The sequence below is a fragment of the Kocuria sp. GQ42 genome (assembly GCF_059758435.1).
The window spans coordinates 160,628-187,524 of the sequence record NZ_JCAXEN010000005.1 but is presented as its reverse complement, the minus strand read 5'-3'; the positions used below and the strand labels follow the sequence as shown (position 1 = coordinate 187,524).

Genomic DNA, 26,897 nt, shown 5'->3' with positions numbered 1-26,897 from the left:
GACCCGGCGCAAGGAATAGGAAAGGAGGGACCGGCGGACCGGTCCCTCCTCTATTCCGCCGGACGCGGAACGCGCGCTCTTATTTGTGGGCGTCGTAGTACGCCTTCTGCACGTCCTGGTGAATACGGCCGCGGTCGGAGACCGGGTGGCCGTTCTCGCGGGCCCACTGCCGGATGGCGGCGGTGTCCGGGTTGGACTTCCCGGTGGGCCGGGCCTGCTTGGGCGTCTGCTTGCCCTGCTGGGCGCGCCGGGCCTTGGCGATGAAGGGCCGCACGGCGTCGCGCAGCTTGGCGGCGTTCTCCTCGGAGAGATCGATCTCGTACTGCGCGCCGTCGAGGCCGAAGCGCACGGTCTCCTCCGCGGGCCCGCCGTCGAGGTCGTCCTCGAGAATGATCTGCACGGTCTGTGCCATAACTGGAACTCTCCTCCGCCTTTCGGCGCTCGTCTCTGCCCGGCCGCGCCGAGAGCGGCGCTTCCTGAGGCGGTGCTGATTCCCCCGTGTGATACCGGATGATCCTGATCGTGAATTCCGCAGAACTCCGACGGACCCGAACACCCGGCGTCATCGAGTTTATCCTACAATTACCGGGCGGAATTCAACAGCACGAAAAGGCGGACAAACAGGGCGCCAATTCGAATTCATCCGAAAGACGGTGCGGCAGGGGCCGGGAGCTCAGCGCTCCGTCCGGCGGCCGCGGCGCGGGGAGGGGCCGAACGGCAGGTTTTCGCCGTCGCGCTGCTTGAGCTCCTCGTACCAGCGCTCGGCGTCCTCCTGCGAGCGGGACTCGACGGCGCGCTCCGTGCGGTCGCCGCGGAAGATCCAGCGGAGGATGAACCAGAAGATGATGCCGATGCTGATCGAGGGCAGCAGGACAGCGATGTATTCCATGGGTGCGATTCTCCCGGGGAGATCTGGGCGGAGGCTGGGGACGGCGGGGGGCCGCGGCACGGCCGCGACCCGGGCTCAGTCCTGCTCGGGCTTCATGAGGGGGAACAGGATGGTCTCCCGGATCCCCAGGTCGGTGAAGAGCATGATGAGCCGGTCCAGGCCCAGGCCCAGCCCGCCCATGGGCGGGGCGCCGTGCTCGAGGGCGCGCAGGAAGTCCTCGTCCAGCCGCATGGCCTCGTCGTCGCCGGCCGCGGCCCGGTGGGACTGCTCGGTGAGCCGCTCGCGCTGGACCACGGGGTCGATCAGCTCGGAGAACGCCGTGCCGCGCTCCATCCCCCCGATGATCAGGTCCCACGCCTCGATCAGGCCGTGCTCGGAGCGGTGCTGGCGGGCGAGCGGCTGCGCCGAGGGCGGGTAGTCGCACACGAAGGTCGGCTGGACCAGGGTGGGCTCCACGATCTCGCCGAACAGCTCGAGCACGTACTTCTCCGCGTCCCACATCGGGCCGACGGGGACCTCGTGCTCCTCGGCGATCCGGTGCAGGGTCTCCACGGGGGTCTCCGGGGTGATCCGCTGCCCCACGGCCTCGGAGAGGGCGGGGTAGACGGACAGCCAGCGCCACTCCCCGCGCAGGTCGATCGTGCCCTTGTCCGTCTCGATGGTGTCGACGCCCAGGGCGTCGGCGCACGCGAGGATGATCTCCTTGATCCGCTCGGCCATCGTGAACTGGTCGGCGTAGGCCTCGTAGGCCTCCAGGGTGGTGAACTCGGGGCTGTGCGAGGAGTCGACGCCCTCGTTGCGGAAGACCCGCCCGATCTCGAAGACCCGCTCGATCCCGCCGACCACGGCGCGCTTGAGGTAGAGCTCCGTGGCGATGCGCAGGGTCATGTCCTGGTCGAACGCGTTGAGGTGGGTCTCGAACGGCCGGGCCGTGGCCCCGCCGTGCACGAGCTGCAGGATCGGCGTCTCGATCTCCACGTAGCCGCGCTCCACCAGGACGTTGCGCACCGTCTGGATGATCCGCGCCCGCTGCACGACGACGTCACGGGCCTCGGGCCGGACGATGAGGTCGAGGTAGCGCCGGCGCACCCGGGTCTCCTCGCTGAGCTCGTTGTGCAGCGTGGGCAGGGGCCGGAGCGCCTTGGACGCCATGGACCAGGCGTCGGCCATCACCGAGAGCTCGCCGCGGCGGGAGGCGATCACCTCGCCGTGCACGGCCACGAAGTCGCCGAGGTCCACGAGGGACTTCCACTCGCCCAGGGACTCCTCCCCCACCTTCGCCAGGGAGAGCATCACCTGCAGGCGGGTGCCGTCCCCCTCCTGGAGGGTGGCGAAGCACAGCTTGCCGGTGTTGCGCACGAAGACCACGCGCCCGGCCACGCCGACGAACTGCCCGGTCTCCTCGCCGGGCTCGAGGTGGCCGTGGGCCTCCCGCACCTCGGCGAGGGTGTGCGTGCGCTCCACGCCCACGGGGTAGGCCTCCCGGCCCGACTCGAGGAGCCGGGCGCGCTTGGCGAGGCGGAACTGCATCTGGTCCGAGAGCTCGGCCTGCTCGGCCTCTGCCTGGGCGGTCGGGGAGGTGTTCTGCGCGTTGGTCACAGTTGTCCAGGATAACGGGGAGGGTCAAATCCCGGCCGGGGCGCTCACAGCACGAGGTTGTCGATCAGCCGGGTGCCGCCCACGTGGGCGGCCACGAGGGCGAGGGCGCCGGGCGCCGGCTCGACCGGCGCCAGGGTGCGGGGGTCGACGACGACGAGGTAGTCGAGCCGGACCCGGTCCTCGGCGTCGATCCGCCGCCGGGCGGCCTCGAGCTCCAGCTCCCCGGCGGCGAGCGCCCGCAGGGTGCGCGGGAGCACGAGCGCGGAGCGGCGCTGCGCGGCGTCGAGGTAGCGGTTGCGGGAGGACAGGGCCAGTCCGTCGTCGTCGCGCACGATGGGCACGGGCCGGACGGTGACGGGCAGGTCGAAGTCGGCGACCATCCGGCGCACGAGGAGCAGCTGCTGGGCGTCCTTCTCCCCGAAGTACGCCCGGAACGCGGCCGGCCCGGGCGGGGCGGTGATGTTGAGGAGCTTGTTGACCACGGTCAGGGCGCCGTCGAAGTGGCCGGGGCGGCTCGCGCCGTCGAGCACGGCGCCGAGCCGGCCGGAGGTGACGCGCACGAGGGGCTCCCCGTCCGGGTACATCTCCGCCGTCGACGGGGCGAAGACCAGGTCGGCGCCGAACCGGCCGAGCAGCTCGACGTCGGCCTCGAGGGTGCGCGGATAGCGCTCGAAGTCCTCGTCCGGGCCGAACTGCAGCGGATTCACGAAGACCGAGACCGCGACCACGGTGTTCTCCTGCCGGGCGAGGCGCACCAGGTGGCCGTGCCCCTCGTGCAGGGCGCCCATGGTGGGCACGAGGCCCAGCGACGCCCGCTCCCCGGGCGCCCCGTCCCGGGCCGCGCCGAGCCGGTCGGCCAGCGCGGCCCGGAACTCCTCGATGCCCCGGCAGACGCGGGGGACGCCGGTGGGGGCGCCGGTGGGATCGCTCACGGGGTGTCCTCTCCGCCGGTGCCGCGGGTGCCGTCGGTGTCCCGGGTGAGCTCGAGGGCGGCGAGCACGGCGTCGTAGCGCGGGCGGTCGAGCAGGCCACGGTCCAGGGCGCGGCGGGCGGTGACGCGGGCGAGGTCCAGGTAGGCGAGCAGGACGTCGTCGCCCCCGTGGCCGTGGGCGTACTCGTCGAGGGCGTCCCGGTGGGCGGCCACGGTCCCGGCGTCGCCGCGGGCCACGGGTCCCGTGAGCGCCGACTCCCCCGCGGCCAGGGCGTTGTCCAGGGTCGCGCGCAGCAGGGGCCCCACGATCCGGTCGGGGCGCTCGACGCCGATGTCGCGGAGCACCTGCATGGACTGTCCGGCGACGGTCATCAGGTGGTTGGCGCCGTGGGCGAGGGCCGCGTGGTAGAGCGGGCGGTCGGCCTCCGCGACGACCACCGGCTCGGCGCCCATCTCGACCACCAGCGCCTGGGCGATGGGCAGCACCGGCCCCGGGGCCGTGATCCCGAACGAACAGTCGCTCAGCCGGGCCAGGTCCAGGCTCATGCCCGTGAAGGTCATGGCCGGGTGGATCGCGAGCGGGATCGCCCCGAGCCGGCGGGCCGGGTCCAGGACGCCGGTGCCCCAGCGGCCCGCGGTGTGCACCACGAGCTGCCCGGCCTGCCACAGCCCGGCGTCGGCGAGGCCCTGCACGAGCCCGGGCAGCTCGTCGTCGGGCACGGCGAGCAGCACGAGCTCGGCGCGCTCGAGCACGGACGGGACCTCGAGGACGGGCACCCCTGGCAGGAGGGCCTCGGCCCGGTCCCGGCTGGCCTCGGAGACGGCGTTGACGCCGACGACGGCGTGGCCGGCGGCGCGCAGCGCGGCGCCCAGGACGGAGCCCACCTTCCCGGCGCTGACGACCCCGACCCCGAGGCGTCCCGGGCGGTCGGACGGGTGGCTCATGGTCTCTCCTGGCGGGGGGTCTGGGGGTGGCTCGGGCCGTCGGCCAGTCTACGGGCCCCGGCCGCGTGCACCGCCTGGGCCGCGGCGAGCGCCCGGGCGTCCCCGGCGTCGAGGTGCGGGACCGCCACGCTCACGGGCCCAGGCGTGGAGTGCAGCTGGACGTCGGCGAGCCCCAGGGCCCGCTCGAGCGGGCCCTGGCTCACGGCCACCGACTGGGTCTTCTCGTGCGGCAGCACGGCGGTGCGCCGGCTCAGCCGCCCGGAGCGGACCGCGAGGACGTCCTCGGTCGCGGCGAAGCCGGTCCGGCGGTGCACGAGGGGGTCGAGCCACCGGGCCCGGCGCGGGGAGGTGGTGAACCGGCCCTGCGCGCCCAGGCCGTGCAGGCCCTCCCGCAGCAGCGCGGCGAGGTCCCCGTCCCGGGTGCCGGGCAGCGCGAGGTGCAGGACCTGGTGCACCTGGGGCAGGGTGCCGACGGGCAGCAGGGTCGAGCGCATGGCGTCGCCCTCCCCCACCCCGGGCCCGTAGCCGGCCACGTTGACCCGCACCCGGTACCAGCCGAAGGGCCGCCAGAGCAGCGGCTGGTCCACGCCCACCGCCTGGATCCGCCCCGCCGGGACGGTCTGGGAGCGGACGCTGAACAGCCCGTAGCGGACGCGCATGCCCTCGGGGACGCGCAGCAGCCGGAAGTGGTAGCCCTGCTCGACCCGGCGGTAGGAGACGGCCCCGAAGCTGATCAGCCCGGGCAGCCAGGCGGCGAGCATCGCCGGGGCGGCACGGGCGTCCACCAGCAGGGCGGCCGGTGCTGCGGCCAGCAGCACGGCCAGGGCGACCGACGAGCCCGAGGCGAGCACGGAGCCGATCAGCCGCGGCACCGGCACGCCGAGCACCGGCCGCTCCTGGTCCCCGGTGACCGCCCAGGGGGCCGGTCGCCGCACGGGGGCGCCGGGCGCCGGGGCGGTGCGGTCCTGGGCCGGGGCGGCCAGGCCGAGCCGGCCCAGCAGCTCCCCGCGCAGCACGCGGGCCTGGGGGTGGGTGAGGTAGGACAGGGACACCGCGGACTGCCCGGCGTCGGCCACCTCGAACTTCAGCTCCGCCAGCCCCAGCAGCCGGGGCAGGAACGGGCGGTGGATGTCGATGGCCTGCACCCGGTCCAGCCGGGCCTGGCGCTCCTGCCGGAAGAGCACCCCGGAGCGGATCCGCACGTGCTCCGGGGTCACCTGGTAGCGGGTGAACCACCAGGAGACCAGCACGGCCGCGGCGAACACGAGGAGCACGACCGTCACGAGCCCGGCCAGCGCCCACCAGAAGACGGCGCCCATCCGGGCCGGGTCGAAGTCCTGGGGCGGCACGGCGTCCCCGCGGCCGAGGAAGGCGTTGAGGAAGTCGTCGAGGAGGATGTTGACGAAGGCGCCCGCGATCACGACCATTGCGAGCCATCCCTTGACCACCGGGGTCAGCGGGTGGACACGGTGCCACTGCGGGGCCGCCGCGGGGGCGGGGGCAGCGCTCACAGGCCCGCCAGGAGGGCCTCGCCGCGCGCGGTGAGGCGCTCGCGCAGCCGGGACGCCTCGGCGTGCTCCACCCCGGGGATCTCGGCGTGGCTGCCCACGGCGGCGGTGTGCAGCTTCACGGTGGCCAGGCCGAAGCTGCGCTGCAGCGGGGAGACCGACACGTCCACGTACTGCATCCGGCCGTAGGGGATGACCGTGACCCGCTGGTAGAGCAGGCCGCGCCGCACGAGCAGGTCCTCGCCGCGCTCGGCGTAGCCGATCGCCCGGACCCGCCGCGGGGCCAGGAGCACGGAGAGCAGCCCGGCCGCCAGGACGGCCGCGGGCGGCAGCAGCAGCAGGCCCAGGGGGGCGCCGGACCATACGCCCGTGGCCGCCAGCACCGCCGGCCAGCCGAGGGCGGCGAGCCAGAAGAGGGTGCTGAGGAGGGTGGAGAGCACCACCACGGAGAGGTGTTTGGGCGAGACCCGGGTCCAGGCCAGTCCCTCGGGGTCGATCGCGGGGTTGCTCAGGGGCACCCGGTCACCGGGCGTCCCCGCCGCGGGGCCGCCGACGGGCTCGTGGGCGGATCTCTCGGGCATAACCACCTTCTCCCTCGGGAAGCTCCTTCTGCCGCCCCCTACGGTACTCGGCGCCCTCCTCCGCGTCGGGATCGTCCGGCGGCAGCTTGCAGAAGCCCTCCACGATCCAGCCCACCACCACGAGCACGAGACCGGCCCCGGCGTGCACCAGGCTGGCCCACAGCGGGCCCTGCTCGGAGCGCACGGAGACCAGCGCGAGCTGCTCGACGGCCACGGCGGCGTGCCAGCCGGTCAGCATCGCCCCCGCCCAGGCCACCGCCTGCGCGCCGGCCGCGGTGCGGGCGGCCACGAGCGGGTCGAAGCGCTCCGGGTGCGCCCCGTCCTGGTGCCGCTTGACCCGCACGCCCAGCACCAGCAGGGCCGCGGCCACGGCGGCGAGCGCCGCGAGCGAGGCCCACGGCAGGATCAGCAGCGGCCCGCCTGCGCCCGTGGACAGCCGGTTGGCGGTCCAGCCGACGGCGCCGGCGGCGGCGGCGCACATCAGCAGCGCCGGGACCGTGAGCACGTGCACGGCGGCTCCCCTCAGTCCCCGTCCCCGCCGGGGGCGGGGTCCTCGGGCAGCAGGGGGATCGTGTCCGGCCCCAGGCCGCCGAGGTCCGCCGCCCGGCGGGCCAGCTCGGCGACGCTGCGCCCCTCGAGCGTCGCGCCGGGGTCCATGAGGGCCCAGGGCACGAGCACGAACGCGCGGGTGCCGGCGCGCAGGTGGGGCACGGTGAGGTCCGGCTCGTCCAGGCGCAGGTCCCCGTAGACCACGATGTCGACGTCGAGGGTGCGCGGGCCCCAGCGCTGCGTCCGGGTCCGGTGGTGGCGCTCCTCCACCTCCTGGCACGCCCGCAGCAGCCCGAAGGGGCTCAGCTCGGTCTCCACCTCGACGACCGCGTTCAGGTAGTCCCCCTGGCCGGCCGGTCCGCCGACCGGCCGGGAGCGCACGATGGGCGAGGCGCGGACCAGCGTGATCCGCGGGTGGGCGGCCAGCTCGAGGGCGGCGCCGCGGAGGGTGGCCTCCCGGTCGCCGAGGTTGGCGCCGAGGGCGAGGACGGCCCGGGTGCCCACCTCAGCGCTCCCGGTAGATCGTGACGGAGACGTCGGAGAACGTCACCTCGATGGGCGCCTTGGGCTTGTGCACGGTGACCTCCACCGCGTCGAGCGGGAAGCGGGCGAGCAGCCGCCGGGCGACCTGGTCGGCGAGGGTCTCGAGCAGGTTGACGCTGGGACCGATGACGATGTCCCGCACCTCCTCGGCGACCTCGCCGTAGTGGGCGGTCAGGGCGACGTCGTCCGAGGCTCCCGCCGCGGCCAGGTCCAGGTACATGACGAGGTCCACGAAGAAGGGCTGGCCGCTGCGCTTCTCCTGGTCGAAGACCCCGTGGTAGCCCACCGCGCCGATGCCCAGGAGGTTGATCCGGTCCCGGCGGTCGGGGGCCCTGGTGGTGGACACCGGGACGTGCTGGCGGCCCGCCCGGTCCCCGGCGCGCATCCGGGCGGCGTCCGCGTCCTCGCGCGGCACGCGGTTCACCGGTCCGCTCCGGAGGACGCCGGCAGCACGCCGGCGGCGGCGGGGCGCAGCAGGGGCGGCTCCACACCGCGCCAGGCGTGCGCGGCGGCCACGGCGTCGGCGCTCGGGCGCACGGCGTGGACGCGCACGCACCACGCGCCCGCGTGGGCGGACAGCGCGCTGATCGCGGCCGTCGCCGCGTCCCGCCCGGCCGCCGGGCGCGGCGCGCCGTCCTGCTCGAGCAGGGTGCCGAGGAAGCGCTTGCGGGACGCCGCCACGAGCACCTTGTGGCCGGTGGCCGTGAAGCGCGGCAGCGCCCGGAGCAAATCCCAGTTCTGCGCCCCGCGCTTGTCGAAGCCCAGCCCGGGGTCCAGGACCAGCTTCTCGGGGGCCAGGCCGGCGGTCAGGCAGCGCTCCGTCAGCGCCTCGAGCTCCCCGAGCACCTCCCCGGCCACGTCGTCGTAGACGGCCCGGGAGTCCTGCACGTCGGGCAGGCCGCGGGCGTGCATGAGGACGTAGGGGGCCTGCCGCTCGGCGACCAGGTCGATCATGTCCTGGCTCGCGCGCAGCCCCGAGACGTCGTTGACGATGTGCGCCCCGGCGTCCAGGACGGCCTCGGCGGTCGCGGCGTGGAGGGTGTCGACGCTGAGCACCGCGCCCGCGGCGGCGAGGGCCTCGACCACGGGCAGGATCCGGCGCCGCTCCTCGGCGGGGGCGATCCGCTCGGAGCCGGGCCGGGTGGACTCGCCCCCGACGTCGACGATGTCGGCGCCCTCGGCGAGCATGCGCAGCCCGTGCGCGATCGCGGCCTCGTGCCCGGCGTGCTCGCCGCCGTCGCTGAAGGAGTCGGGGGTGACGTTGAGGATGCCCATGACCAGCGTGCGCCCGGTGGGCAGGTTCTCGAAGGAGCCCCAGCCGGAGGGCCGGTGCGCGGGGTCGGTGCGGAGGGGGGTCGTCATGTGCTCAGCGCCCCAGGATGAGGCTCATCGCCTCGGCGCGGGTGGCGGGCTCGCGCAGCTGTCCGCGCACGGCCGAGGTGACGGTCCTGGCGCCCGGCTTGCGCACCCCGCGCATGGACATGCACAGGTGCTCGCACTCGACCACCACGATCACCCCGGCCGGCTGGAGGTGCTCCACGATCGCCTCCACCACCTGGGTGGTCAGCCGCTCCTGGACCTGCGGCCGGCGGGCGAAGAGGTCCACGAGGCGGGCGAGCTTGCTCAGGCCGGTGACCATCCCGTCGTGGCCGGGGATGTAGCCCACGTGGGCGTGCCCGTGGAACGGGACGAGGTGGTGCTCGCAGGTCGAGTAGAAGGGGATGTCCTTGACGAGGACCATCTCGGAGTGGCCGATGTCGAAGGTCGTCCCGAGGATCTCGGCGGGGTCCTGGTGCAGGCCCGCGAACATCTCCGCGTACGCCCGCGCCACGCGCCCCGGGGTGCCCTGCAGGCCGTCCCGGTCCGGGTCCTCGCCGATCGCCAGCAGCAGCTCGCGCACGGCCGCCGCGACGCGCGGCTGGTCGACCGCCCCGGCGCCGGCCTCCAGCGCGGGGGCGGGGTCGGGGTACGGCGGGTCGAACGCCTCCGCGCGCAGGTCGTGCGCGCTCGTCTGCTTCGTGCGGGCCTCGTGGGGCAACGCGCCCTCCTTCGGGATCTGCCGGTGCGGCGGGGTCTGCCGGACGGGACGGGAGTCGGCGGACGCGACCGGCTGTCGCTCCATCCTAGGCCCGGCTCAATCCGTGCCGGCCCCCGGGGCGCGCTCCGCGGAGGGCCCGGTGGTGCTCGAGGAGCCCGCCCCCTCCCCCGGCGGCACCGAGTGCCCGCGCTCCGGGACCTCGAGGGGGTGCTCCGGCTTCGCGGCGGCCGCCTGGTCCTGCGGGGCCAGGGTCGCGGGGTCCTGGGCGTGCAGCCGCCGGGCCTCCTCGCGCTCGGCCTGGGTGACCACGGGCGGGTCCTCGGAGAGCGGCCGGGTGTCCTTGGACAGCCACACGGGCCGCAGGTCCCGCTTGCGGATGTCGTGGAAGAGGTCCGCGATCTGCGCCTCGTTGAGCGTCTCCTTCTCGAGCAGCTCGAGGGCGAGCCGGTCGAGGACGGGACGGTTGTCCATGAGGATCGCGTGCGCCTCGTCGTGGGCCTGGTCCAGCAGGGCCCGCACCTCCTCGTCGACGATCGCGGCGGTGCGCTCGGAGTACTCCCGGCCCGAGCCCGCGGCGTCCCGGCCGAGGAACGGCTCGGAGCTGTCCCCGCCCAGCTTGATCGAGCCCACGCGGGCGCTCATGCCGTACTGGGTGACCATCTTGCGGGCCGTGTCGGTGGCCTTCTGGATGTCGTTGGACGCGCCGGTGGACGGGTCCCGGAACACGATCTCCTCCGCCGCGCGCCCGCCCATGGCGTAGGCCATCTGGTCGAGCAGCTCGTTGCGGGTGGTCGAGTACTTGTCGTCCATGGGCATGACCATGGTGTAGCCCAGGGCCCGGCCGCGGGGCAGGATGGTGATCTTCGTGACCGGGTCCGTGTTGCGCAGGGCCGCGGCCACGAGCGCGTGCCCGCCCTCGTGGTAGGCGGTGACCTTGCGCTCGAGCTCCTTCATGATCCGGCTGCGCTTCTGCGGACCGGCGATGACCCGGTCGATCGCCTCGTCCACGGCGCGGTCGTCGATGAGCTGGGCGTGGGAGCGGGCCGTCAGCAGCGCCGCCTCGTTCATCACGTTGGCGAGCTCGGCGCCCGTGAAGCCGGGGGTGCGCTTGGCCACGGCGGCGAGGTCCACGTTGTCCGCGAGCGGCTTGCCCTGGGAGTGCACCCGGAGGATCTGCAGGCGGCCCTTCATGTCCGGGGCGTCCACGCCGATCTGCCGGTCGAAGCGCCCCGGGCGCAGCAGCGCCGGGTCCAGGACGTCGGGGCGGTTGGTCGCGGCGATCAGGATGACGTTGGTGGTGGCGTCGAAGCCGTCCATCTCGACGAGCAGCTGGTTGAGGGTCTGCTCGCGCTCGTCGTTGCCGCCGCCCATGCCCGCGCCGCGCTGGCGGCCCACCGCGTCGATCTCGTCCACGAAGATGATGGCCGGCGCGTTCTCCTTGGCCTGCTGGAACAGGTCTCGGACCCGGGAGGCGCCCACGCCCACGAACATCTCGACGAAGTCGGAGCCGGAGATCGAGAAGAAGGGCACACCGGCCTCGCCGGCCACCGCCCGCGCGAGCAGGGTCTTGCCGGTGCCGGGCGGGCCGTAGAGCAGCACGCCCTTGGGCACCTTCGCGCCGAGGGCGGTGAAGCGCTCGCGCTCCACCAGGAACTGCTTGATCTCGTCGAGCTCCTGCACGGCCTCGTCGGCGCCGGCGACGTCGGCGAAGGTCACCGTGGGGTTGTCCTTGTCGAACATCTTGGCCTTCGAGCGGCCGAAGCGCATGACCTGGGACCCGCCCCCCTGCATCCGGGAGAACACGAACCAGAAGATGGCGAGGATGATCAGGAACGGCAGCATGAAGCCGAGGAGGCTGGTGAACCAGTTCGACTCGACGGGCTGGTCCGTGAACCCCTGGAGGTCCGCCGCGTTCATCGCGTCGACGACCTCTTCCCCGCGCGGGGTGACGTAGTAGAACTCCACGCTGCGCCCGAGGTCGCGGCCGTCGAGGGAGAGGTCCTCCTCCAGCTGGAGCTCGACCTTCTGCTGGCCGTCGTAGATCTTGGCCTCGGCGACCTGGCCCTCGCGGAGCAGCTGCAGGCCGACGTTGGTGTCCACGCGCCCGGAGGAGCCCGTGGTGAGCGTGCCCACCAGGGGGAAGAGGATCAGAGCGGCCAGCAGGACCCAGAACCAGGGTCCTCTGAAGAAGTTGTTGGGTTTTTTCGCCGTGGCCAAGCCGCTGATCCTCCCGTGGATGGTTGTCCGGGCCCCCTCGAGCCCGTGCCCGCCCAGGGCCGGAGGTCCAGGGGACGCAGACCTACAATGTACAGCCCGGACTCGGGGTCGAGCCCCGGACGGGCCGGGAGTTCCCTGTCAGCGGACACCCGGCCCGGCAACCGCCGCGGCGCACGCCCGCCCGGGGCGCCGGCTCACTCGTAGACGTGCGGCGCCAGAGTCGCGATGCAGTCGAGGTTGCGGTACTTCTCGGCGTAGTCGAGCCCGTAGCCCACCACGAACTCGTTGGGGATGTCCCAGCCCACGTACTTGACGTCGATGGAGGTCTTCGCAGCCTCGGGCTTGCGCAGCAGGGCGCAGATCTCCACCGAGGCCGTGCCGCGGGACTCGAGGTTGGCGCGCAGCCAGGACAGGGTCAGGCCCGAGTCGATGATGTCCTCGACGATGAGCACGTCCCGCCCCGTGAGGTCCGTGTCCAGGTCCTTCAGGATGCGAACCACGCCCGAGGACTTGGTCCCCGAGCCGTAGGAGGACACGGCCATCCAGTCCATGGGGTACTGGCCCTGGAGCGCCCGGCACAGGTCGGCCATGACCATCACCGCGCCCTTGAGCACGCCCACGAGCAGGACGTCCCGGCCCCGGTAGTCGGCGTCCACGGCGGCCGCCAGCTCGGCGATCCTCGTGTCGATGTCTTCCTTGCTGTACAGGACCTCGGTGAGATCCCCCTGGACGTCCTCAGCCTTCACGGCGCTCCTCGGGTGATGCGGATGCGGGTCGGGTGGCGCTCGCGGGCCGCGGGCGGACGAGCTCCAGGTGCCCCGGGCCACGGGTGCCCGCCGTCGGGCGGCGGCGCCACACCGACACCTTACCCGCCATCTGCACGGGCCCCGCGGCCCCGTGCCCCGCGGCGAACTCGTCCAGCGCGCCGAGCCGCTCGTAGGCCGGGGTCTGCCCGCCGGCGGCGACCACGGCCGCCGACAGGGCGCGGCGGCGCAGCGCGGGGTGCGCGGCCCGCACCGTGGCGAGGTCCAGGGCCAGGGAGCCGGGCAGCTCCGGGGCGGCGGCGCGGGCGCGCTCGAGCAGCTCCCCCGCGGCGCCGTCGAGGTAGTCCGCGTCGGGGCCGAGGATCGCGGCGGACCGGGCCAGGGCACGGGCCAGACCGGGTCCGAGCTCGTCCTCCAGCAGCGGGAGCACGCGGTGGCGGACCCGGGAGCGCATCAGGGTGGTGTCCCGGTTCGTGGGGTCGTGCCAGGGCTCGAGCTGCTCGGCGGCGCAGATCTCCAGGGTCTGCGCGCGGGAGAGGTCGAGGAACGGGCGGAGGTAGGTGACGCCGTCGAGCTCGCGCACGGGGGGCATCCCGGCCAGCGAGCGGGTGCCGGAGCCGCGGGCGAGGCCCAGCAGGACGGACTCCGCCTGGTCGTCCAGGGTGTGCCCGAGCAGCACGGCGTCGGCGCCCGTGCGCCCCACGACCTCCGCGATGCCCGCGTAGCGGGCGGTGCGGGCCGCCATCTCGGGACCGCCCGCGTCCCGGCGCACGGTCACGGCCGTGACGACGACGGGCGCCAGCCCGGTCTGCTCGAGCGTGCGGGCGGCGCGGGCCGCGACCGCCGCGGAGTCCTCCTGGAGGCCGTGGTCGACCACCACGGCGCCCACGCGCAGCGTGCCGCGCCGGGCGAAGTGGGCCGCGGCGGCGGCCAGCGCGAGGGAGTCGGGCCCGCCGCTGCAGGCCACCAGCACGAGCGGGGGCTCCGCGGAGGTCCGGGGGACGTGCTGCCGGACGGAGTCGAGCACACGGCGCCGCCCCGCGGCGACGTCCGGGGACAGTCGGCCGCGGCGGGCGAACTGGGTCACCGGCGGGCGTCCTCGCGGTCGCTCGCGGCCTGCTGGTTCTGCGACTCCCGCACGGCCAGGCGCACGACCTTGGCGAGGGTCGGGGCGGTCTCGCCGAGCAGGTCCAGGGCGGCCTCGAGCTCCTGCCGCGGGACCACGTGGGCGAGGGCCGCCACGGCGTTGGTCTCGCTGTGGATGCCGGCCTGGATCTGCGTGGTCGACAGCACGGGCTGCGAGGCCTCGACCGCGGCGAGGACCTCTTCGATGTCCGGGGTGCCGATGCGCTGCTCCAGCATCACCAGGCGCTCGTAGACCGCCGGGTTGCCGATCTTGATCCGGCGGCCGCTGTTGAGCTGCGACAGCATGGGGGCGGAGAGGCCGAGGACCTCGGCCAGCCGCCGCTGCGTGATGCCGTAGGCCTGGACGACCGTGCCGAAGCGCTCCGACAGGGGCTGGCCGTACAGCTTGACCTGCTGTTCGATATTCTCTGTGCTCACGTAAAGATTTTGTCACACAAAGGTGATCCGACCTACCGCGTGTCGCGCTGTGACCGAGGTCTCCGGGGCGGGGCGCCCCACCCCTAATGTGTATGAATCTGCATGTCAAACGGGGGTGCGTGGTGTCTACCACATTCCGGGCGCCTCCGGGGCGGGGAGGGGCCGGCGGGGCGGTGCGCCCGGTCCCAGCACGCGCTCGATCCAGCGCTCCGGGGCGTGGATCTCGGCCTCCGTGGGCAGGTGCTCCGGGGCCTCCCAGATCCGGTTGAACGACTCCAGCCCCACGGTCCCCACCACGGTCGTGACGAACCGCTGGCCGTCGCTGTACTGGCGCATCTTCGCGTCCATCCCGAGCAGGCGCCGGACGAAGCGGTCGAGGTTGCCCTGGAGCTCGGAGCGCCGCTCGAAGCGCCGCCGGATCGTCTTCACGGAGGGCACCACGGAGGCGTCCACCCCGTCCATCACGAAGTTCGCGTGCCCCTCGAGCAGGCTCATCACGGCGGTGAGGTGGGAGAGCACCTCCCGCTCCCGCCGTCCCATGAGCAGGCCCACCACGCCGAGGGAGGCCCGGGGCTCCTCCGCCCCCGCGCCGCGCCCGGGCAGGGAGCGGACCGCCTCCGTGAGCCGCGCCCCGAGGGTCTCGGCGTGACCCATGAGGGAGTCGGCGAGCTCGTTGATCTGCTCGATCATGTGCTCGCGCAGCCACGGGGCCGCGGCGAACTGGACGCGGTGGGTCTGCTCGTGGAGGCAGACCCACAGCCGGAAGTCCTCCGGCTCGACGTTGAGCTCCCGCTCGACCGTGAGGATGTTGGGCGCGACGAGCATCAGCCGCCCGCCGGGGTGCCGCTGCGCGGCCACGGCGGAGACCAGCCCGGCGTACGGGTCGTACTGGCCCAGGACCTTCGCGGAGAGGAACCCGAGCACCGCGGCCATCTCCATGGCGGTGGCCGTGCCGCCGAGGGCGGTGGCGGCCGCGCCGAACTGCTCCGGGCGGCGCCGGCGCAGGGCCTCGACCGCCGGCTCCATGAGCACCTCGAAGGCCTGGGCGTTGGCCTTCGACCACCCGGCGCGGTCCACGACCAGCACGGTGGAGTCCCGCAGGTCCCGCGCCGCCTCGAGCCCGGTGATCCGGTGGACGTGGTCCACGGACGCCTCGGCGTGGCGGCGCATGGAGGCCACGGCCGTCTGCATGGCCCGGGCGGACATCCTCGGCCCCGGCGGCGTGAGCCGGGCGGCGGCGGAGGCCGCGAGGTCCCACCGGACGATCCCGGGCGCGTCCGTCTCCGGCGGTCGTTGTGCTGCGCTCATGGCCTCATGCAACCACACGCGCCTGGGAGCACCCGGCGCGGGCCGTCACAGGAGGGCCAGGGCCGCCACCGCGCGGTCCACGGCGTCCCGGGCGGCGGCGGGGTCGGCGACCTCGTTGAGCACCACGGAGAACGTCAGCAGCCGCCCCCCGTCCGTGCTGACGTGCCCGCTGAGGGCGACCACGGAGTTCAGCGTGCCCGTCTTCGCCCGCGCCAGGCCCCGCCCGGGGCGCTCGGCGTCGTCGTCGAACCGGCCGGCGAGGGTCCCGCTGCCGCCGGCCACCGGGAGCGCCCGGGCGCCGGGGGTCAGCGCCCCCGTGGGGTCGGTGACCATGGCCCGCACGACCTGCTCGAGCGCGCGGGCGGGGATCCGGTTGCGCAGGGACATCCCGGACGCGTCGGAGAGCACGGTGCCCGGCGCCGGGACGCCGTGCGCCTCGAGCGCCGCGGCCGCGGCGGCACGGCCGCCGGCGATGCTCGCGGGCCGGTCCGCGGCCCGGGCCGCGAGCCGCGAGAGGACCTCGGCGAGGTGGTTGTCGGAGTCCTGCAGCATGAGCTCGGCCTGCTCGGCGAGGGTCGCGGACTCGACGGCGGCCAGCTCGGCCGCGCCCTCGGGCGCCCGGCCGGGCGCGACCCCGGGGACGGAGGGCGCCCCGCCCCCGGGGAGCCGGGCCGCGAGCTCGGCCGCGAAGACCTCGGCGACGTCCTGCGCGGCGTCCACGGGCCGCTCCGCCGACGGCCCCTCCCCCGCGGGCACGCGGTGGGACCAGAACGCCATGGGCGCGACCGGCCCGATCTGCCCCGCCGCGACGTCCCCCGCGGCCCAGTCCTCGTTGACGTCCGGTCCGGCGAACAGGCTCGCGTCCCACCGCACGGCGGTGGGCCCGGCCGCCCCGCGCTCGGCGAGCGCCTCGGCCGTCGCCTGCGCCAGGGTCCGGATCCCGGCCCGGCCCAGCACGGCGTCCGGGTCGGAGCCGCCCGGGCTCAGCAGGGTGTCCCCGCCGGCCACCAGCACCACCGTGCCCGGCTCCGGCCCCTCGACCACCGTGGTGCGCAGGCGCCGGCCGGGGTCGGCGTGGGTGAGCAGGGACAGCGCCGTGACGAGCTTCTGGTTGGAGGCCGGGACCAGGGGCGCGTCCGCGTCCCGCTCGAGCAGCGGCACCCCGGTGAGGGCGTCGGCCACGAGGACGGAGCGCCGTCCGGCGGCGGCGCCGGCGAGCACGGGCTCCACCGCCGCGGCCACCTCGTCGGCGCCGGGCACGGGGGCGGCCGGGTCGGGGGGCACGGCCCCGGCGGGGGCGGGCGCCTCCGCGGGGAGGACGCGGGCCGCCGGGAGGTCGTCCCCGCCCAGGCCCAGCGCGGGGGCCCAGTGGGGGTGCAGCCAGCCCGCCATGCCCACGCAGCCGGCGGCGAGCAGCGCCGTCAGGGCGCGGTGACCGGGGCCCGGACGGGCCCGCGGCCGCCGTCGCCCGGCGGGGGGACCGTGGCGTCGGGGACTGCTCATGCCCCCATTGTGGCCCGGTCCGCGGCGTCGCGGCGGCTCCGGCGCCGGCCCCGGGGCGGCGCCGCGGCGGGCCGGGCGCGGCCCCGTGGCGGGCCGGACGGTTACCGCCGCCCGCGGGGCCGCCGCTATCGTGGGTGTCGGATCTGCCCCACCCCGCCCGGGTGGTGCGGCCGCGCTCGGCCGCTGTCAGCCCTTTCCGGCCCTTCCGGGCCCATCCAGCACGAGGAGAAGCACCATGGAGTTGGACGTCACCATCGAGATCCCCCGGGGATCGCGCGTCAAGTACGAGATCGACCACGAGACCGGCCGCCTCCGCCTGGACCGCGTCCTGTTCACGTCGATGCAGTACCCCGCGCACTACGGCTACTTCGAGGACAGCCTGGGCGAGGACGGCGACCCCCTGGACGCCCTCGTGCTCCTGGACTTCGAGATCGTCCCCGGCGTGCTCGTGGAGTCGCGCCCCATCGCCGTGTTCAACATGAACGACGAGGCCGGCGGGGACGCGAAGATCCTGTGCGTGTCCACGGACAAGCGCTACGACCACATCCAGGGTCTCGACGACATCGACGAGTACAAGCTCAAGGAGATCCAGCACTTCTTCGAGCGCTACAAGGACCTCGAGCCCAACAAGTGGGTCAAGGGCGAGGGCTGGGAGGGCCGGGAGACCGCCGAGCGCCTCGTCGAGGAGGCCCGCGAGCGCTTCGAGCAGTCCCACTACGACTCGGCCGCCGAGGCCGAGGAGAAGGCCGCGTCCACCGACTGAGCGGACGGGCACGCGCGGGGGCCGGGGACCGGAGGGGTCCCCGGCCCCCCGCGCGTTCGGGGCCCCGGGCCCGCCCCGGGTCGGCGCGTGACGTGCGCCCTACAGGGATTCCATGAATTTCGTTATATTGGGATCGGCCGGCTCAGCCGGCCCGACGGCCCCAGGATGCATCCCCCCATCGGCATCCGGGCCGCCGACCGGGATCGAGGTCGCCGGAGCGCACCCGCGAGGTGCCCGGTGGCGGCGGGGGTCCCCCCACCCGCGCCGCATCCCATCGATCTCTCCCGGTCCATCCCGGCGGGCCGGTCACCGGCCCCCGGGAGTCGGCCGGCAGGTCCGAGGACCTGCCGGCCGATCCCCGTCCTGCGCCGCCGGTCCCGCCCTCCTTGTGACGTCCGGTCCCTGTGGTTCGATGGACGCGGACCCGGGACGGACCCGGCGCCGTCGGAAGGATGCGCATGTTCCTGCTGGGCCCCGAGGCGGACCTCGTCTTCTCCGCGAGCGACCTGGTGCGCGCGGCCGAGTGCCCCTACGCGAGCCTGTGCGTCCTGGACGAGAAGCTGGGGCGGGCGCCCCGCCGGGCCCCGGAGCGGGACGCGATGCTCGCCCGCACGGCCGAGCTGGGCGACGCCCACGAGCACCGGGTCCTGGCCGCGCACCTGGCGGCGTTCGGCCCGTGGGACGCGGCGACCGGACGGGGCGTGCACGAGGTCGAGCCGGCCCGGCGGATGGACCGGGACGAGCTGACCGCCAAGCACGCCGAGTCCCTGGACGCCCTGCGCGCGGGCGCCGACGTGGTCTTCCAGGCCTCCTTCTTCGACGGTGCCTTCCACGGCCGCGCCGACTTCCTCGTCCGCCGCCCGGACGGCGCGTACGCGGTGCACGACACCAAGCTCGCCCGGCACGCCAAGGTCACCGCCCTGCTCCAGCTCGCCGCCTACGCCGACCAGCTCGAGCGGGCCGGGGTGGATGTGGCCCCCGAGGTCACCCTGGTCCTCGGCGACCAGCGGGAGGCGGTCTTCCCCGTCTCCGAGCACCTGGCGGTCTACCGCGAGCGCCGGGAGCGGTTCGTCGCGGCCGCCGCCGCGCACCGGGCGCGGACCGGGCCCGTGGACTGGCAGGACGACGACGTCGCCCGCTGCGGCCGGTGCGAGCACTGCGCCCGGGCCGTCGCCGAGCACCGGGACCTGCTGCTGACGGGGGGGCTGTCCGTGCGGGTGCGCCGCACCCTGCGCGACCGGCACGGCGTGCGCACCGTCGACGAGCTCGCGCTGCTGGAGGACCGGCGGCTCCCCGCCGCGCTGCGACGGCTGCGGGACCAGGCGGCCATGCAGACCGGCCGGGGCGGGGAGGACGGCTCGGTCGAGTACCGGAAGGACGGGGGGACCCGCCGGGTCGCCTACCGGGTCACGGCCACGGACCCCGTGCGGCGGCTGCCCGCCCCGGACGCCGGGGACGTGTTCTTCGACTTCGAGGGCGACCCGCTGTGGCAGGACCCGGGGGACCCGACGTCCTGGGGGCTCGAGTACCTGTTCGGCGTCGTGGAGCAGCCCCCGGAGCCCGGCGCCGCCCCCGTCTTCCGGCCGTTCTGGGCGCACTCCCGGGTCCAGGAGCGGGACGCGCTCCGGGCGTTCCTCGACTACGTGGCCGAACGGCGCCGGCGCTTCCCCGGCATGCACGTCTACCACTACGCGAACTATGAGAAGGCGGCCCTGCGCCGGCTCTCGCTCGTGCACGCGGTGGGCGAGGACGCCGTGGACGAGCTGCTGCGCGAGAACGTCCTGGTGGACCTCTACGACACCGTGCGGGGAAGCCTGCGGCTGTCGGAGAGCTCCTACTCCATCAAGAAGCTGGAGCCGCTCTACATGGGCGAGAACCTGCGCACCGGGGACGTCGTGGACGCCGGTGCGTCGGTGGTCGCCTACGCCGACTGGTGCACGGCCCGGGCGGCCGGGCGGGAGGAGGACGCGGCGCGGCTGCTGGCCGGGATCGCCGACTACAACGCCTACGACTGCCTCTCGACCCTGCGCCTGCGGGACTGGCTGCTGGGCCTCGCCGGGATCTCCCCGGACCCGGCCGACCACCCGCCGCGCCCCGCCCAGGAGCGGCTCGAGCTGCCCGAGGAGCTGCCGGACGCCGGGATGACCGGTGCCGAGCAGCGCCTGCACGAGCACCTGGACGACCCGTCCGCGCGGGACGCCCTGACCGAGGAGCAGCGCACGGCCGTCGCGATGGTCGCCTCCGCCACCGGCTACCACCGGCGCGAGCGCAAGCAGTACTGGTGGTCCCACTTCGACCGCCTCGAGGGCCCCGTGGAGGACTGGGAGGACACCCGCGACGTGTTCGTGGTCCGGCGCGCGGAGGTCCTGGAGGACTGGGCGAAGGACCCGGGCAAACGCAGCAGCGCCGCACCCACCCGGCTCCTGCGCCTCGCGGGCCGGTTCGGCGAGGGCTCCACCCCCAGACCCGGCACCGCCGGGCTGTTCCTGATGTACGGGGTCCCCGTGCCAGCGCACCTGGCCGAGGACGCCGCCCCGCGCGGCAGCGGCCGCGCCGGGGACTGGACCGCCGCCCTCGAGGACGTCGAGGAGCACGAGGACGGCACGGCGGTGCTCACCGTGCGCGAACGGCTCAAGAAGCCGCGGGACGCCCCGGCCCCCGAGCCCTGGGCGGAGCTGCCGATCGCGCTGGGTCCGGCCCAGCCGATCGCCACCCGCTCCCTCGAGGAGTCCCTGCAGACCCTCGCCGCCCGCACGGCCGACGCCCTGCCGGAGCTCCCGCGGCAGCCCGGCCTCGAGCTGCTGCAGCGCCGGGCGCCGCGGCCCGCGGACGGGAGCCCCCTGCCCCGCCCGCACGACGGCCCCGACGGCACGATCGACGCCGTGGTGCGGGCCCTGCGCTCCCTCGACCGCAGCTTCCTCGCCGTCCAGGGCCCCCCGGGCAGCGGCAAGACGTTCCTCGGCTCCCACGTGATCGGCCGGCTCGTGGAGGCCGGCTGGCGGATCGGCGTGGTGGCGCAGTCCCACGCCGTCGTCGAGAACCTCCTCACCGGGGTGCTCGAGAAGGGCGGGGTCGCCGCCGAGCGCGTCGGCAAGAAGCCGCCCTCGGGCCGGCCCGCGGACCGGGAGGCGCCGTGGCGCGACGTCCCGGGGAAGGACTTCGCCGCGTTCCTGGCGGACGGCGGCGCCGTGGTGGGCGGCACCGCGTGGGACTTCTCCAACGCCAAGCACCTCGAGGACGAGGCCCTGGACCTGCTCGTGGTCGACGAGGCCGGGCAGTACTCGCTGGCCAACACCCTGGCCGTGTCCCGGGCCGCGCGGCGTCTGCTGCTGCTGGGCGACCCGCAGCAGCTGCCGCAGGTCTCGCAGGGCACCCACCCCCTGCCCGTGGACGAGTCAGCGCTGGGCTGGCTCTCCCACGGCTCGCCCACCCTGCCCGCCGAGCACGGCTACTTCCTGGACCGGACCTGGCGGATGCACCCGGCCCTGTGCGAACCGGTCTCCGAGCTCTCCTACGCCGGGCGGCTCGGGTCCGCCCCGGCCGCGGGCCGCCGCGAGCTCACCGGCGTGGCCCCGGGCCTGCGCACCTGCTACGTCGAGCACACCGGCAACCGCACGGCCTCCCCCGAGGAGGCCCGGCGCGTCGTGGAGCTGGTGCACGAGTTCGCCGGGACGCCGTGGCGCTCCGGCCCGGGGGCGCCCCCCGTGCCGCTGGCGCCCGAGGACGTGCTCGTGGTGGCCGCGTACAACGCCCAGGTCGAGCTGATCGGCCGGGAGCTCGCCGCCGCGGGCCTGCGGGACGAGGACTGCGGCGGGGTGCGGGTGGGCACCGTCGACCGGTTCCAGGGCCAGGAAGCCCCCGTCGTGATCGTGTCGATGGCCGCCTCCGCCGCCGACGGCCCCCGCGGGATGGAGTTCCTGCTCTCCCCCAACCGGCTCAACGTGGCGGTCTCCCGGGGGCAGTGGTGCGCCGTGGTGGTGCGCTCCCCCGTCCTGACGGACTACCTGCCCGCCACCCCGGAGGCGCTGCAGGTGCTCGGCCGCTTCACGCGGCTGTGCCGCCGCGGACGGCCCGCGGGGCTGCCGTGAGCACCGAGCGCGTGCCCTACGTCCTGCACTTCGAGTCCAGGACGGTGGTGCTCGGCGAGCCGGCCCACCTGGAGGAGCTGGACGCCCTGCTGCGGCGCGCCGACGTCCGGACCCGCCCCACCTACTGGCACGGCATGCGCCAGGACGATCCCGGGGCGGCGCTCAACAGCGTGGGCACCGACCTCACCGCGGAGCAGTTCTGGGACCGCGTGGACGCCGGGGCGTTCGCCGCCGCCCGGTGGCCCGTGGACCTCGACGGCCCGCTCTACCTCCCGGCGCCGCCCGCGTGGCTGCAGCGGGCCCGGGCGTGGGAGTACGATCCCCTGGCGCCGGCCCTGGGCGCGGCGGCACCGGGCGGGTGGCTGCGGGCCCCGGGCTGGGCCGGGACCGAGAACAACGACGCCGGGGCGGCCGTGGGACTGCTCCAGCTGACCGACCCGGACTCCTTCTGGGTGCTCGGCTCCGACGCCGACCTGGCGGAGGTCGCCGCCACAGCCAAGGAGCTGGCCCCGTTCCGGCAGGGCTTCGACCGGCTCACCGCCTACTTCGGCCCCGACGACCGCATCGGCTGCCTGCGCCTGCCGGTGGTGTGCCGGGAGCCCCTCGAGGACGAGCTCATCGTGCAGGGGGTCGACATCGAGCCGCGGTTCTGGGAGTGAGTCCCCGCCGCGTCCCCGCTCCCCCGCGGTCCCCGTGCCCGATACTGGGACCGTGTACGTCGTGACCCTGGACCAGCGCCGCCGCGAGGCGGGCGACCTCGTGCCGGGCCTCCTGCGCCGCCTCGCGGACCTCGAGACCGTGGTGCCGTTCCAGCGCGCCCGGGCGCACGCGGTGCAGGGCATCACCGCCGATCCCGGCGCCGCGGTCGCGGCCGCGCTCGCCGGTCTGCGCGGATCGGCCTGGAGCGTGGGGGTCGGGGTGGGGCCGGTCCGGCTGGAGACGGCGACCGACCCGGAGGGCCGGACGGGCCTGCGCGCCGACGGCCCCGGGACGGCGCACGCGCGCGCCGCCGCCGAGGCCGCCGCGGGCCGGGTGCCGGTGCGCGTGGTCGCCGAGGACGCGCCGGCCGCGGCGCAGGCGCAGGCCGTGCTGCGGCTGCTGGGCCGGATCGTGGCGGAGCGCAGCGACGCGGAGTGGCGCGTGGTCGACCTGCTCGTGCCGGGGGCCCGCGGCCAGCAGAAGGCCGTGGCCGCCGAGCTCGGCATCTCCCCGCAGGCGGTCTCCAAGGCCGTGGCCCGCTCCCTGTGGCAGGAGGAGCAGGACGCCCGGCCCGCGGCGGCCCGGCTGCTGGGCCTGTGCGAGCCGGCCCAGGGCGGCCCGGCGGGCGGCGGGGCTCAGGGCTCGACGATGAACCCCTCGGAGAGCATCCACTCGTAGGCGACGTCGGCCGGGTCCCGCCCCTCGACATCCACCTGCCGGTTGAGCTCCTGCATCACGTCGTCGGTGAGCGCCGCGGCGATCGGCTCCAGGACCTGCTCGAGCGCGGGGAACTCGTCCAGCAGCTCCGTGCTGAAGACGGGGGCGGCGTTGTAGGCGGGGAAGAACTGCCGGTCGTCCTCGAGCACGGTCAGGTCCAGGGCCGGGATGCGGCCGTCCGTGGAGAAGACCTCCCCGAAGTTGCACTCCCCGTCGTCGGTCGCCGAGTAGATCGCGCCGGTGTCGTAGATGCCGATGTTGCCCTCGGGCACCTCGCTGCCGCGGTCCAGGCCGTAGTGGGCCAGCAGGGGGGTCATCCCGTCGCTGCGGGAGTTGAACTCCGACTCCACGCAGAACGTCCGTTCGGCCACCGGCAGGTCCGCGATGTCCGAGACGGTCGCCAGGTCGTTGGCCTCGGCGTACTCGGAGCGCACGGCCATGGCGTAGGTGTTGTTGAGGGCCGCCGGGGCGCCCCACGTCAGCCCGTTGCCCAGGTCCTCCTCGTACACGGCCCGCCACTGCTCCTGCTGGTCCGGGATGCCCTCCGCCCGCCCGAGGTAGGTCAGCCAGGCCGTGCCGGTGTACTCGAAGGTGAGATCGGCGTCCCCGGAGAGCATGAGCTCGCGCACCGGCTGGGACCCGGGCACGTTGGTGATGTCCTCGGTCTCGAAGCCGGCGGCCTGCACCGCGAGCACCCCGATCTTGCCGAGGATCAGCTGCTCGGTGAAGTTCTTGGACGTCACCCGCACCTCGGTCCCCTCCGCGCCCTCGACGGGCCGGATGGAGCCGGGCGCGGCGTCGGGGACGTAGGCCGTGGAGGGCTCGAGCCCGCAGCCGGTCAGCAGCAGGCCGGAGCAGGAGAGCAGCAGGGCGCCGGCGGCGGCGCGGGAGGTTCTCATCGCAGTCCCTTCGGCCGCGCGACGTGCTCCACGACACGCCCGACCCAGTCGATGGCGAGGGCGAGCAGCGCCACGAGGATCGAGCCGGCGATCAGCACCCGCACGAGGTTGAGGTTGACCCCGGTGGTGATCAGCAGCCCGAGCCCGCCGCCGTTGATGAACGTGGCGAGGGTCGCGGTGCCGACCACCAGGATCAGGGCGGTACGCACGCCGGCCAGCATGACGGGCACGGCCAGGGGCAGCTCGACCCGGAACAGGACCGCGGCGGCGCTCATCCCCATGCCCCGGCCCGCCTCGACGAGGCTGCGGTCCACCCCGTCGAGGCCCACCATGGTGTTCTTCAGGACGGGCAGGATCGCGTAGACGATCAGGGCGACCACGGCCGCCCGGAAGCCGAAGCCGAACCAGAAGGCGAACAGGACGACGAGGCCCACCGCCGGGGCGGCCTGGCCGACGTTCGCCAGCGCGATGACCGGGCCCGTGAGGAAGCGCAGCGGTCTGCGGGTCAGGAGGATGCCGACCGGGATCGCGATGAGCAGGACCACCACCGTGGCCACGACCGTCAGCTGCAGGTGCTCCAGGGTCAGGGCCCACAGCGATGCGGGGCTCAGGGTCACGGCCTCCGTCTCGGTGAGCTCCGCCGTGGTCAGCCAGAGCACGAGCAGGCCCAGCGCCGCGAGGATCGCCACGGGCTGCAGGAGCAGGCCCTTCCAGGTGCGCTGGTCCGGGTCGGCCGTGGCCGGGCGCGACACGGGGTCGTCGGCGGGCTCCGGCTCCGCGGCGGCGGGGCGCTCGGTCTGCGCGCTCATCGGTCCCCGCCTCCCGGGCTCGCGCTGACCGCGGGCATCTCACCCGTGTTGTGGCCGAGGGGCGCGTCCTCCGCGGCCACGGCCCGGCGGGCCTCGGTGATCGCGGCCATGACGGTCTCGACGTAGATGACGCCCTCGAACCGGTCCCGCGGCCCCACCACGAGCGCCGCCCCCGTGCTGGAGACGAGCATGGTGTCCAGCGCGTCGTTGAGCGTGGAGCTCGTGCCGACGAGGGGCAGGCGGTCGTTGTGCTCCCCGGGGACGGTCTCGAACCGTTCGAGCTGCCGCCGGGACGGCCAGGACAGCGGCCGGCCGCGGTCGTCGACGACGACGACGTCCCGGGTGCCCGCCTCGTCGACCCGCCCGAGCACCGCCCGGACGTCCTCGCCGGGGCGGGTGGTCACCGCGGGGACGAGGTCGACCTCCCGGACCCGGGTGAGGGTGAGCTGCTTGAGCCCCGCCCCCGAGCCGATGAAGTCCTCCACGAACGCGTCCGCCGGCTCCGCCAGGATGCGCTCCGGAGCGTCGTACTGGACGATCCGGGCGCCCTCGTCGAAGACGGCGATCCAGTCGCCGAGCTTGACCGCCTCGTCGAAGTCGTGGGTCACGCACACGATCGTCTTCTGCAGCTCGTGCTGGATGTTGATGAGCTCGTCCTGGAGCCGCTGGCGGGTGATGGGGTCCACCGCCCCGAACGGCTCGTCCATGAGCAGCACGGGCGGGTCCGCGGCCAGGGCGCGGGCCACCCCGACGCGCTGCTGCTGGCCCCCGGAGAGCTCCCTCGGGTACCGGTCCCGGTAGACGGCCGGGTCGAGGGAGACGAGCTCGAGCAGCTCGTCCACGCGCGCGGCGATGCGCTGCTTGTCCCAGCCGAGCATCTTCGGGACCATGCCGATGTTGGTGGCCACGCTCATGTGCGGGAACAGCCCGCCGGCCTGGATCACGTAGCCGATGCCGCGGCGCAGCTCGTCGCCGTTCATTGAGGTCACGTCCTGGCCGTCGATGACGATCCGCCCCTCGGTGGGTTCGATGAGCCGGTTGATCATCTTCAGCGTGGTGGTCTTGCCGCAGCCGGAGGGGCCCACGAGCATGACGATGCTGCCCGCGGGGATTTCCAGCGTCAGGCCGTCGACCGCGGCCTTGGCCTGCCCGGGGTAGCGCTTGGAGACGTTCTCCAGCAGGATCCGGGCCCCGGTGACGGAGGAGTCTGTACGGGGGGTGGTCACGGAGTCAGACACGGATACCTCGCGATGTGGTGAGACGGCCGAGCAGCACGAGCAGCCCGTCCAGGATGAGTGCGACGACGATGACGGCGACGACGCCGGTGACGACCGACGCGAAGGAGTTGGCGCCCCCGAGCCGCGACAGGCCCGAGAAGATGAAGCCGCCCAGGCCGGGGCCGAGCACGTAGGCGGCGATGGCGGCCACGCCCATCACCATCTGCGCCGAGACCCGCATGCCGGCCTGGATGACCGGCCACGCCATCGGCAGCTCCACGCGCAGGAAGGTCGCCGCCCTGCTCATGCCGAGCCCGCGCGCCGCCTCCACGGTGGCCTGCGGGACCCCGGCGAGCCCCACGAGCGCGTTGCGCAGGACGGGGAGGACGGCGAAGAAGGTGACGACGACGACGGCGGGGGTCACCCCGAAGCCCAGCGGGGCGATCAGCAGGCCGATGAGCGCGAAGGACGGGATGGTCAGCCCCACGGCCGAGACGTTGTTGGCCACGGTCGTGAGCCGGGGCGAGCGGTAGCACAGCGCCGCGAGGGCCACCGCGAGGACCGTGGCCAGGACCAGGCACTGGACCACCAGGGAGAAGTGCTGCCAGCTGGCGAAGAGGATCTGTTCCCACCGGTCGGAGACGTACTCGATCACGGCACACCCTTCGGTCGTCGTCGATGACGTGGTCACCCGGCCTGGCAAGAAGGCTAGCACTCCGTTCTCCTGGAGATGACCCGGATCACCCCCGCCCGAGCGCCGCCTGGGC

At 74.7% G+C, this 26,897-nt stretch carries 26 protein-coding genes; 4 read left to right on the top strand and 22 right to left on the bottom strand.

Going from position 1 to position 26,897, the window contains the following annotated elements:
• Positions 1 to 79: 79 nt before the first annotated feature.
• From AC6CH6_RS12200 to dacB, 18 genes are all read right to left on the bottom strand, one after another.
• A complete protein-coding gene (locus tag AC6CH6_RS12200; RefSeq protein WP_368796924.1) occupies positions 80 to 412 on the bottom strand; it encodes a histone-like nucleoid-structuring protein Lsr2 in 333 nt (110 codons plus the stop codon).
• Positions 413 to 673: 261 nt separating this feature from the next.
• Entirely contained in the window at positions 674 to 889 is a 216-nt protein-coding gene (locus AC6CH6_RS12195; protein ID WP_498255323.1) for a hypothetical protein, read from the bottom strand.
• Positions 890 to 964: 75 nt separating this feature from the next.
• Entirely contained in the window at positions 965 to 2,488 is a 1,524-nt protein-coding gene (lysS, locus tag AC6CH6_RS12190) for a lysine--tRNA ligase (RefSeq protein WP_498255322.1), read from the bottom strand.
• 44 nt (positions 2,489 to 2,532) lie between these two features.
• Positions 2,533 to 3,420, bottom strand: coding sequence for a pantoate--beta-alanine ligase (gene panC, locus AC6CH6_RS12185; RefSeq protein ID WP_498255321.1), 888 nt, complete (start codon positions 3,418 to 3,420; stop codon positions 2,533 to 2,535).
• Positions 3,417 to 4,364: a Rossmann-like and DUF2520 domain-containing protein gene (locus tag AC6CH6_RS12180; protein WP_498255320.1), complete on the bottom strand. Its 948-nt coding sequence runs from the start codon at positions 4,362 to 4,364 to the stop codon at positions 3,417 to 3,419. Before AC6CH6_RS12180 ends, panC begins: the two co-directional genes overlap by 4 nt.
• A complete protein-coding gene (locus AC6CH6_RS12175; protein ID WP_498255319.1) occupies positions 4,361 to 5,875 on the bottom strand; it encodes a PH domain-containing protein in 1,515 nt (504 codons plus the stop codon). The genes AC6CH6_RS12180 and AC6CH6_RS12175 overlap by 4 nt, the downstream gene beginning before the upstream one ends.
• Positions 5,872 to 6,384, bottom strand: coding sequence for a PH domain-containing protein (locus AC6CH6_RS12170; protein WP_031282261.1), 513 nt, complete (start codon positions 6,382 to 6,384; stop codon positions 5,872 to 5,874). The genes AC6CH6_RS12175 and AC6CH6_RS12170 overlap by 4 nt, the downstream gene beginning before the upstream one ends.
• Positions 6,385 to 6,394: 10 nt before the next feature.
• Positions 6,395 to 6,964, bottom strand: a complete 570-nt coding sequence (locus AC6CH6_RS12165; protein WP_133411186.1) for a DUF3180 domain-containing protein — start codon at positions 6,962 to 6,964, stop codon at positions 6,395 to 6,397.
• 11 nt (positions 6,965 to 6,975) lie between these two features.
• A complete protein-coding gene (gene folK / locus AC6CH6_RS12160) occupies positions 6,976 to 7,506 on the bottom strand; it encodes a 2-amino-4-hydroxy-6-hydroxymethyldihydropteridine diphosphokinase (protein ID WP_498255318.1) in 531 nt (176 codons plus the stop codon).
• Between the two features lies 1 nt (position 7,507).
• Entirely contained in the window at positions 7,508 to 7,969 is a 462-nt protein-coding gene (gene folB, locus AC6CH6_RS12155) for a dihydroneopterin aldolase (RefSeq protein ID WP_017832034.1), read from the bottom strand.
• Positions 7,966 to 8,907: a dihydropteroate synthase gene (gene folP / locus AC6CH6_RS12150; RefSeq protein ID WP_498255317.1), complete on the bottom strand. Its 942-nt coding sequence runs from the start codon at positions 8,905 to 8,907 to the stop codon at positions 7,966 to 7,968. The genes folB and folP overlap by 4 nt, the downstream gene beginning before the upstream one ends.
• Before the next feature lie 4 nt (positions 8,908 to 8,911).
• Positions 8,912 to 9,667: a GTP cyclohydrolase I FolE gene (folE, locus tag AC6CH6_RS12145; protein ID WP_498255316.1), complete on the bottom strand. Its 756-nt coding sequence runs from the start codon at positions 9,665 to 9,667 to the stop codon at positions 8,912 to 8,914.
• A 12-nt stretch (positions 9,668 to 9,679) separates the two neighbouring features.
• The gene (ftsH, locus tag AC6CH6_RS12140) at positions 9,680 to 11,800 is read right to left on the bottom strand and encodes an ATP-dependent zinc metalloprotease FtsH (protein ID WP_498255315.1); all 2,121 of its coding nucleotides are present in this window, start codon (positions 11,798 to 11,800) and stop codon (positions 9,680 to 9,682) included.
• A gap of 194 nt (positions 11,801 to 11,994) precedes the next feature.
• Entirely contained in the window at positions 11,995 to 12,546 is a 552-nt protein-coding gene (hpt, locus tag AC6CH6_RS12135) for a hypoxanthine phosphoribosyltransferase (protein ID WP_017832038.1), read from the bottom strand.
• Positions 12,536 to 13,651 (bottom strand): tRNA lysidine(34) synthetase TilS, encoded by a 1,116-nt coding sequence (tilS, locus tag AC6CH6_RS12130; protein WP_095650868.1) that lies wholly within the window; start codon positions 13,649 to 13,651, stop codon positions 12,536 to 12,538. Before tilS ends, hpt begins: the two co-directional genes overlap by 11 nt.
• Entirely contained in the window at positions 13,648 to 14,127 is a 480-nt protein-coding gene (locus AC6CH6_RS12125) for a hypothetical protein (protein ID WP_035926022.1), read from the bottom strand. The genes tilS and AC6CH6_RS12125 overlap by 4 nt, the downstream gene beginning before the upstream one ends.
• Positions 14,128 to 14,253: 126 nt before the next feature.
• The gene (locus tag AC6CH6_RS12120) at positions 14,254 to 15,435 is read right to left on the bottom strand and encodes a zinc-dependent metalloprotease (RefSeq protein ID WP_498255314.1); all 1,182 of its coding nucleotides are present in this window, start codon (positions 15,433 to 15,435) and stop codon (positions 14,254 to 14,256) included.
• Between the two features lie 45 nt (positions 15,436 to 15,480).
• The gene (gene dacB / locus AC6CH6_RS12115; RefSeq protein ID WP_498255313.1) at positions 15,481 to 16,938 is read right to left on the bottom strand and encodes a D-alanyl-D-alanine carboxypeptidase/D-alanyl-D-alanine endopeptidase; all 1,458 of its coding nucleotides are present in this window, start codon (positions 16,936 to 16,938) and stop codon (positions 15,481 to 15,483) included.
• Positions 16,939 to 17,173: 235 nt separating this feature from the next.
• Between dacB and AC6CH6_RS12110 the strand changes: the two genes are divergently transcribed.
• From AC6CH6_RS12110 to AC6CH6_RS12095, 4 genes are all read left to right on the top strand, one after another.
• Positions 17,174 to 17,701 carry an inorganic diphosphatase gene (locus AC6CH6_RS12110; protein ID WP_133411193.1) on the top strand — a complete coding sequence of 176 codons (528 nt, stop codon included), beginning with the start codon at positions 17,174 to 17,176 and terminating at the stop codon, positions 17,699 to 17,701.
• A gap of 458 nt (positions 17,702 to 18,159) precedes the next feature.
• Positions 18,160 to 21,789, top strand: a complete 3,630-nt coding sequence (locus tag AC6CH6_RS12105; protein WP_498255312.1) for a TM0106 family RecB-like putative nuclease — start codon at positions 18,160 to 18,162, stop codon at positions 21,787 to 21,789.
• Positions 21,786 to 22,448 (top strand): hypothetical protein, encoded by a 663-nt coding sequence (locus AC6CH6_RS12100; protein ID WP_368796934.1) that lies wholly within the window; start codon positions 21,786 to 21,788, stop codon positions 22,446 to 22,448. Before AC6CH6_RS12105 ends, AC6CH6_RS12100 begins: the two co-directional genes overlap by 4 nt.
• Before the next feature lie 52 nt (positions 22,449 to 22,500).
• Positions 22,501 to 23,166: a hypothetical protein gene (locus AC6CH6_RS12095; protein WP_133411196.1), complete on the top strand. Its 666-nt coding sequence runs from the start codon at positions 22,501 to 22,503 to the stop codon at positions 23,164 to 23,166.
• On the opposite strand, the gene AC6CH6_RS12090 is transcribed toward AC6CH6_RS12095, so the two are convergent.
• From AC6CH6_RS12090 to AC6CH6_RS12075, 4 genes are read right to left on the bottom strand one after another with little or no spacing between them, the layout of a single operon-like run.
• On the bottom strand, positions 23,124 to 24,104 hold the full coding sequence (locus tag AC6CH6_RS12090; RefSeq protein WP_498255311.1) for a glycine betaine ABC transporter substrate-binding protein: 981 nt from the start codon (positions 24,102 to 24,104) through the stop codon (positions 23,124 to 23,126). The two genes, AC6CH6_RS12095 and AC6CH6_RS12090, sit on opposite strands and share 43 nt — an antisense overlap.
• Positions 24,101 to 24,913 (bottom strand): ABC transporter permease, encoded by an 813-nt coding sequence (locus AC6CH6_RS12085; protein ID WP_017832048.1) that lies wholly within the window; start codon positions 24,911 to 24,913, stop codon positions 24,101 to 24,103. The genes AC6CH6_RS12090 and AC6CH6_RS12085 overlap by 4 nt, the downstream gene beginning before the upstream one ends.
• Complete coding sequence (locus AC6CH6_RS12080; protein WP_498255310.1) at positions 24,910 to 26,151, bottom strand: ABC transporter ATP-binding protein; 1,242 nt, start codon at positions 26,149 to 26,151, stop codon at positions 24,910 to 24,912. The genes AC6CH6_RS12085 and AC6CH6_RS12080 overlap by 4 nt, the downstream gene beginning before the upstream one ends.
• A complete protein-coding gene (locus AC6CH6_RS12075) occupies positions 26,144 to 26,785 on the bottom strand; it encodes an ABC transporter permease (protein ID WP_368796939.1) in 642 nt (213 codons plus the stop codon). The genes AC6CH6_RS12080 and AC6CH6_RS12075 overlap by 8 nt, the downstream gene beginning before the upstream one ends.
• Positions 26,786 to 26,897 lie beyond the last annotated feature (112 nt).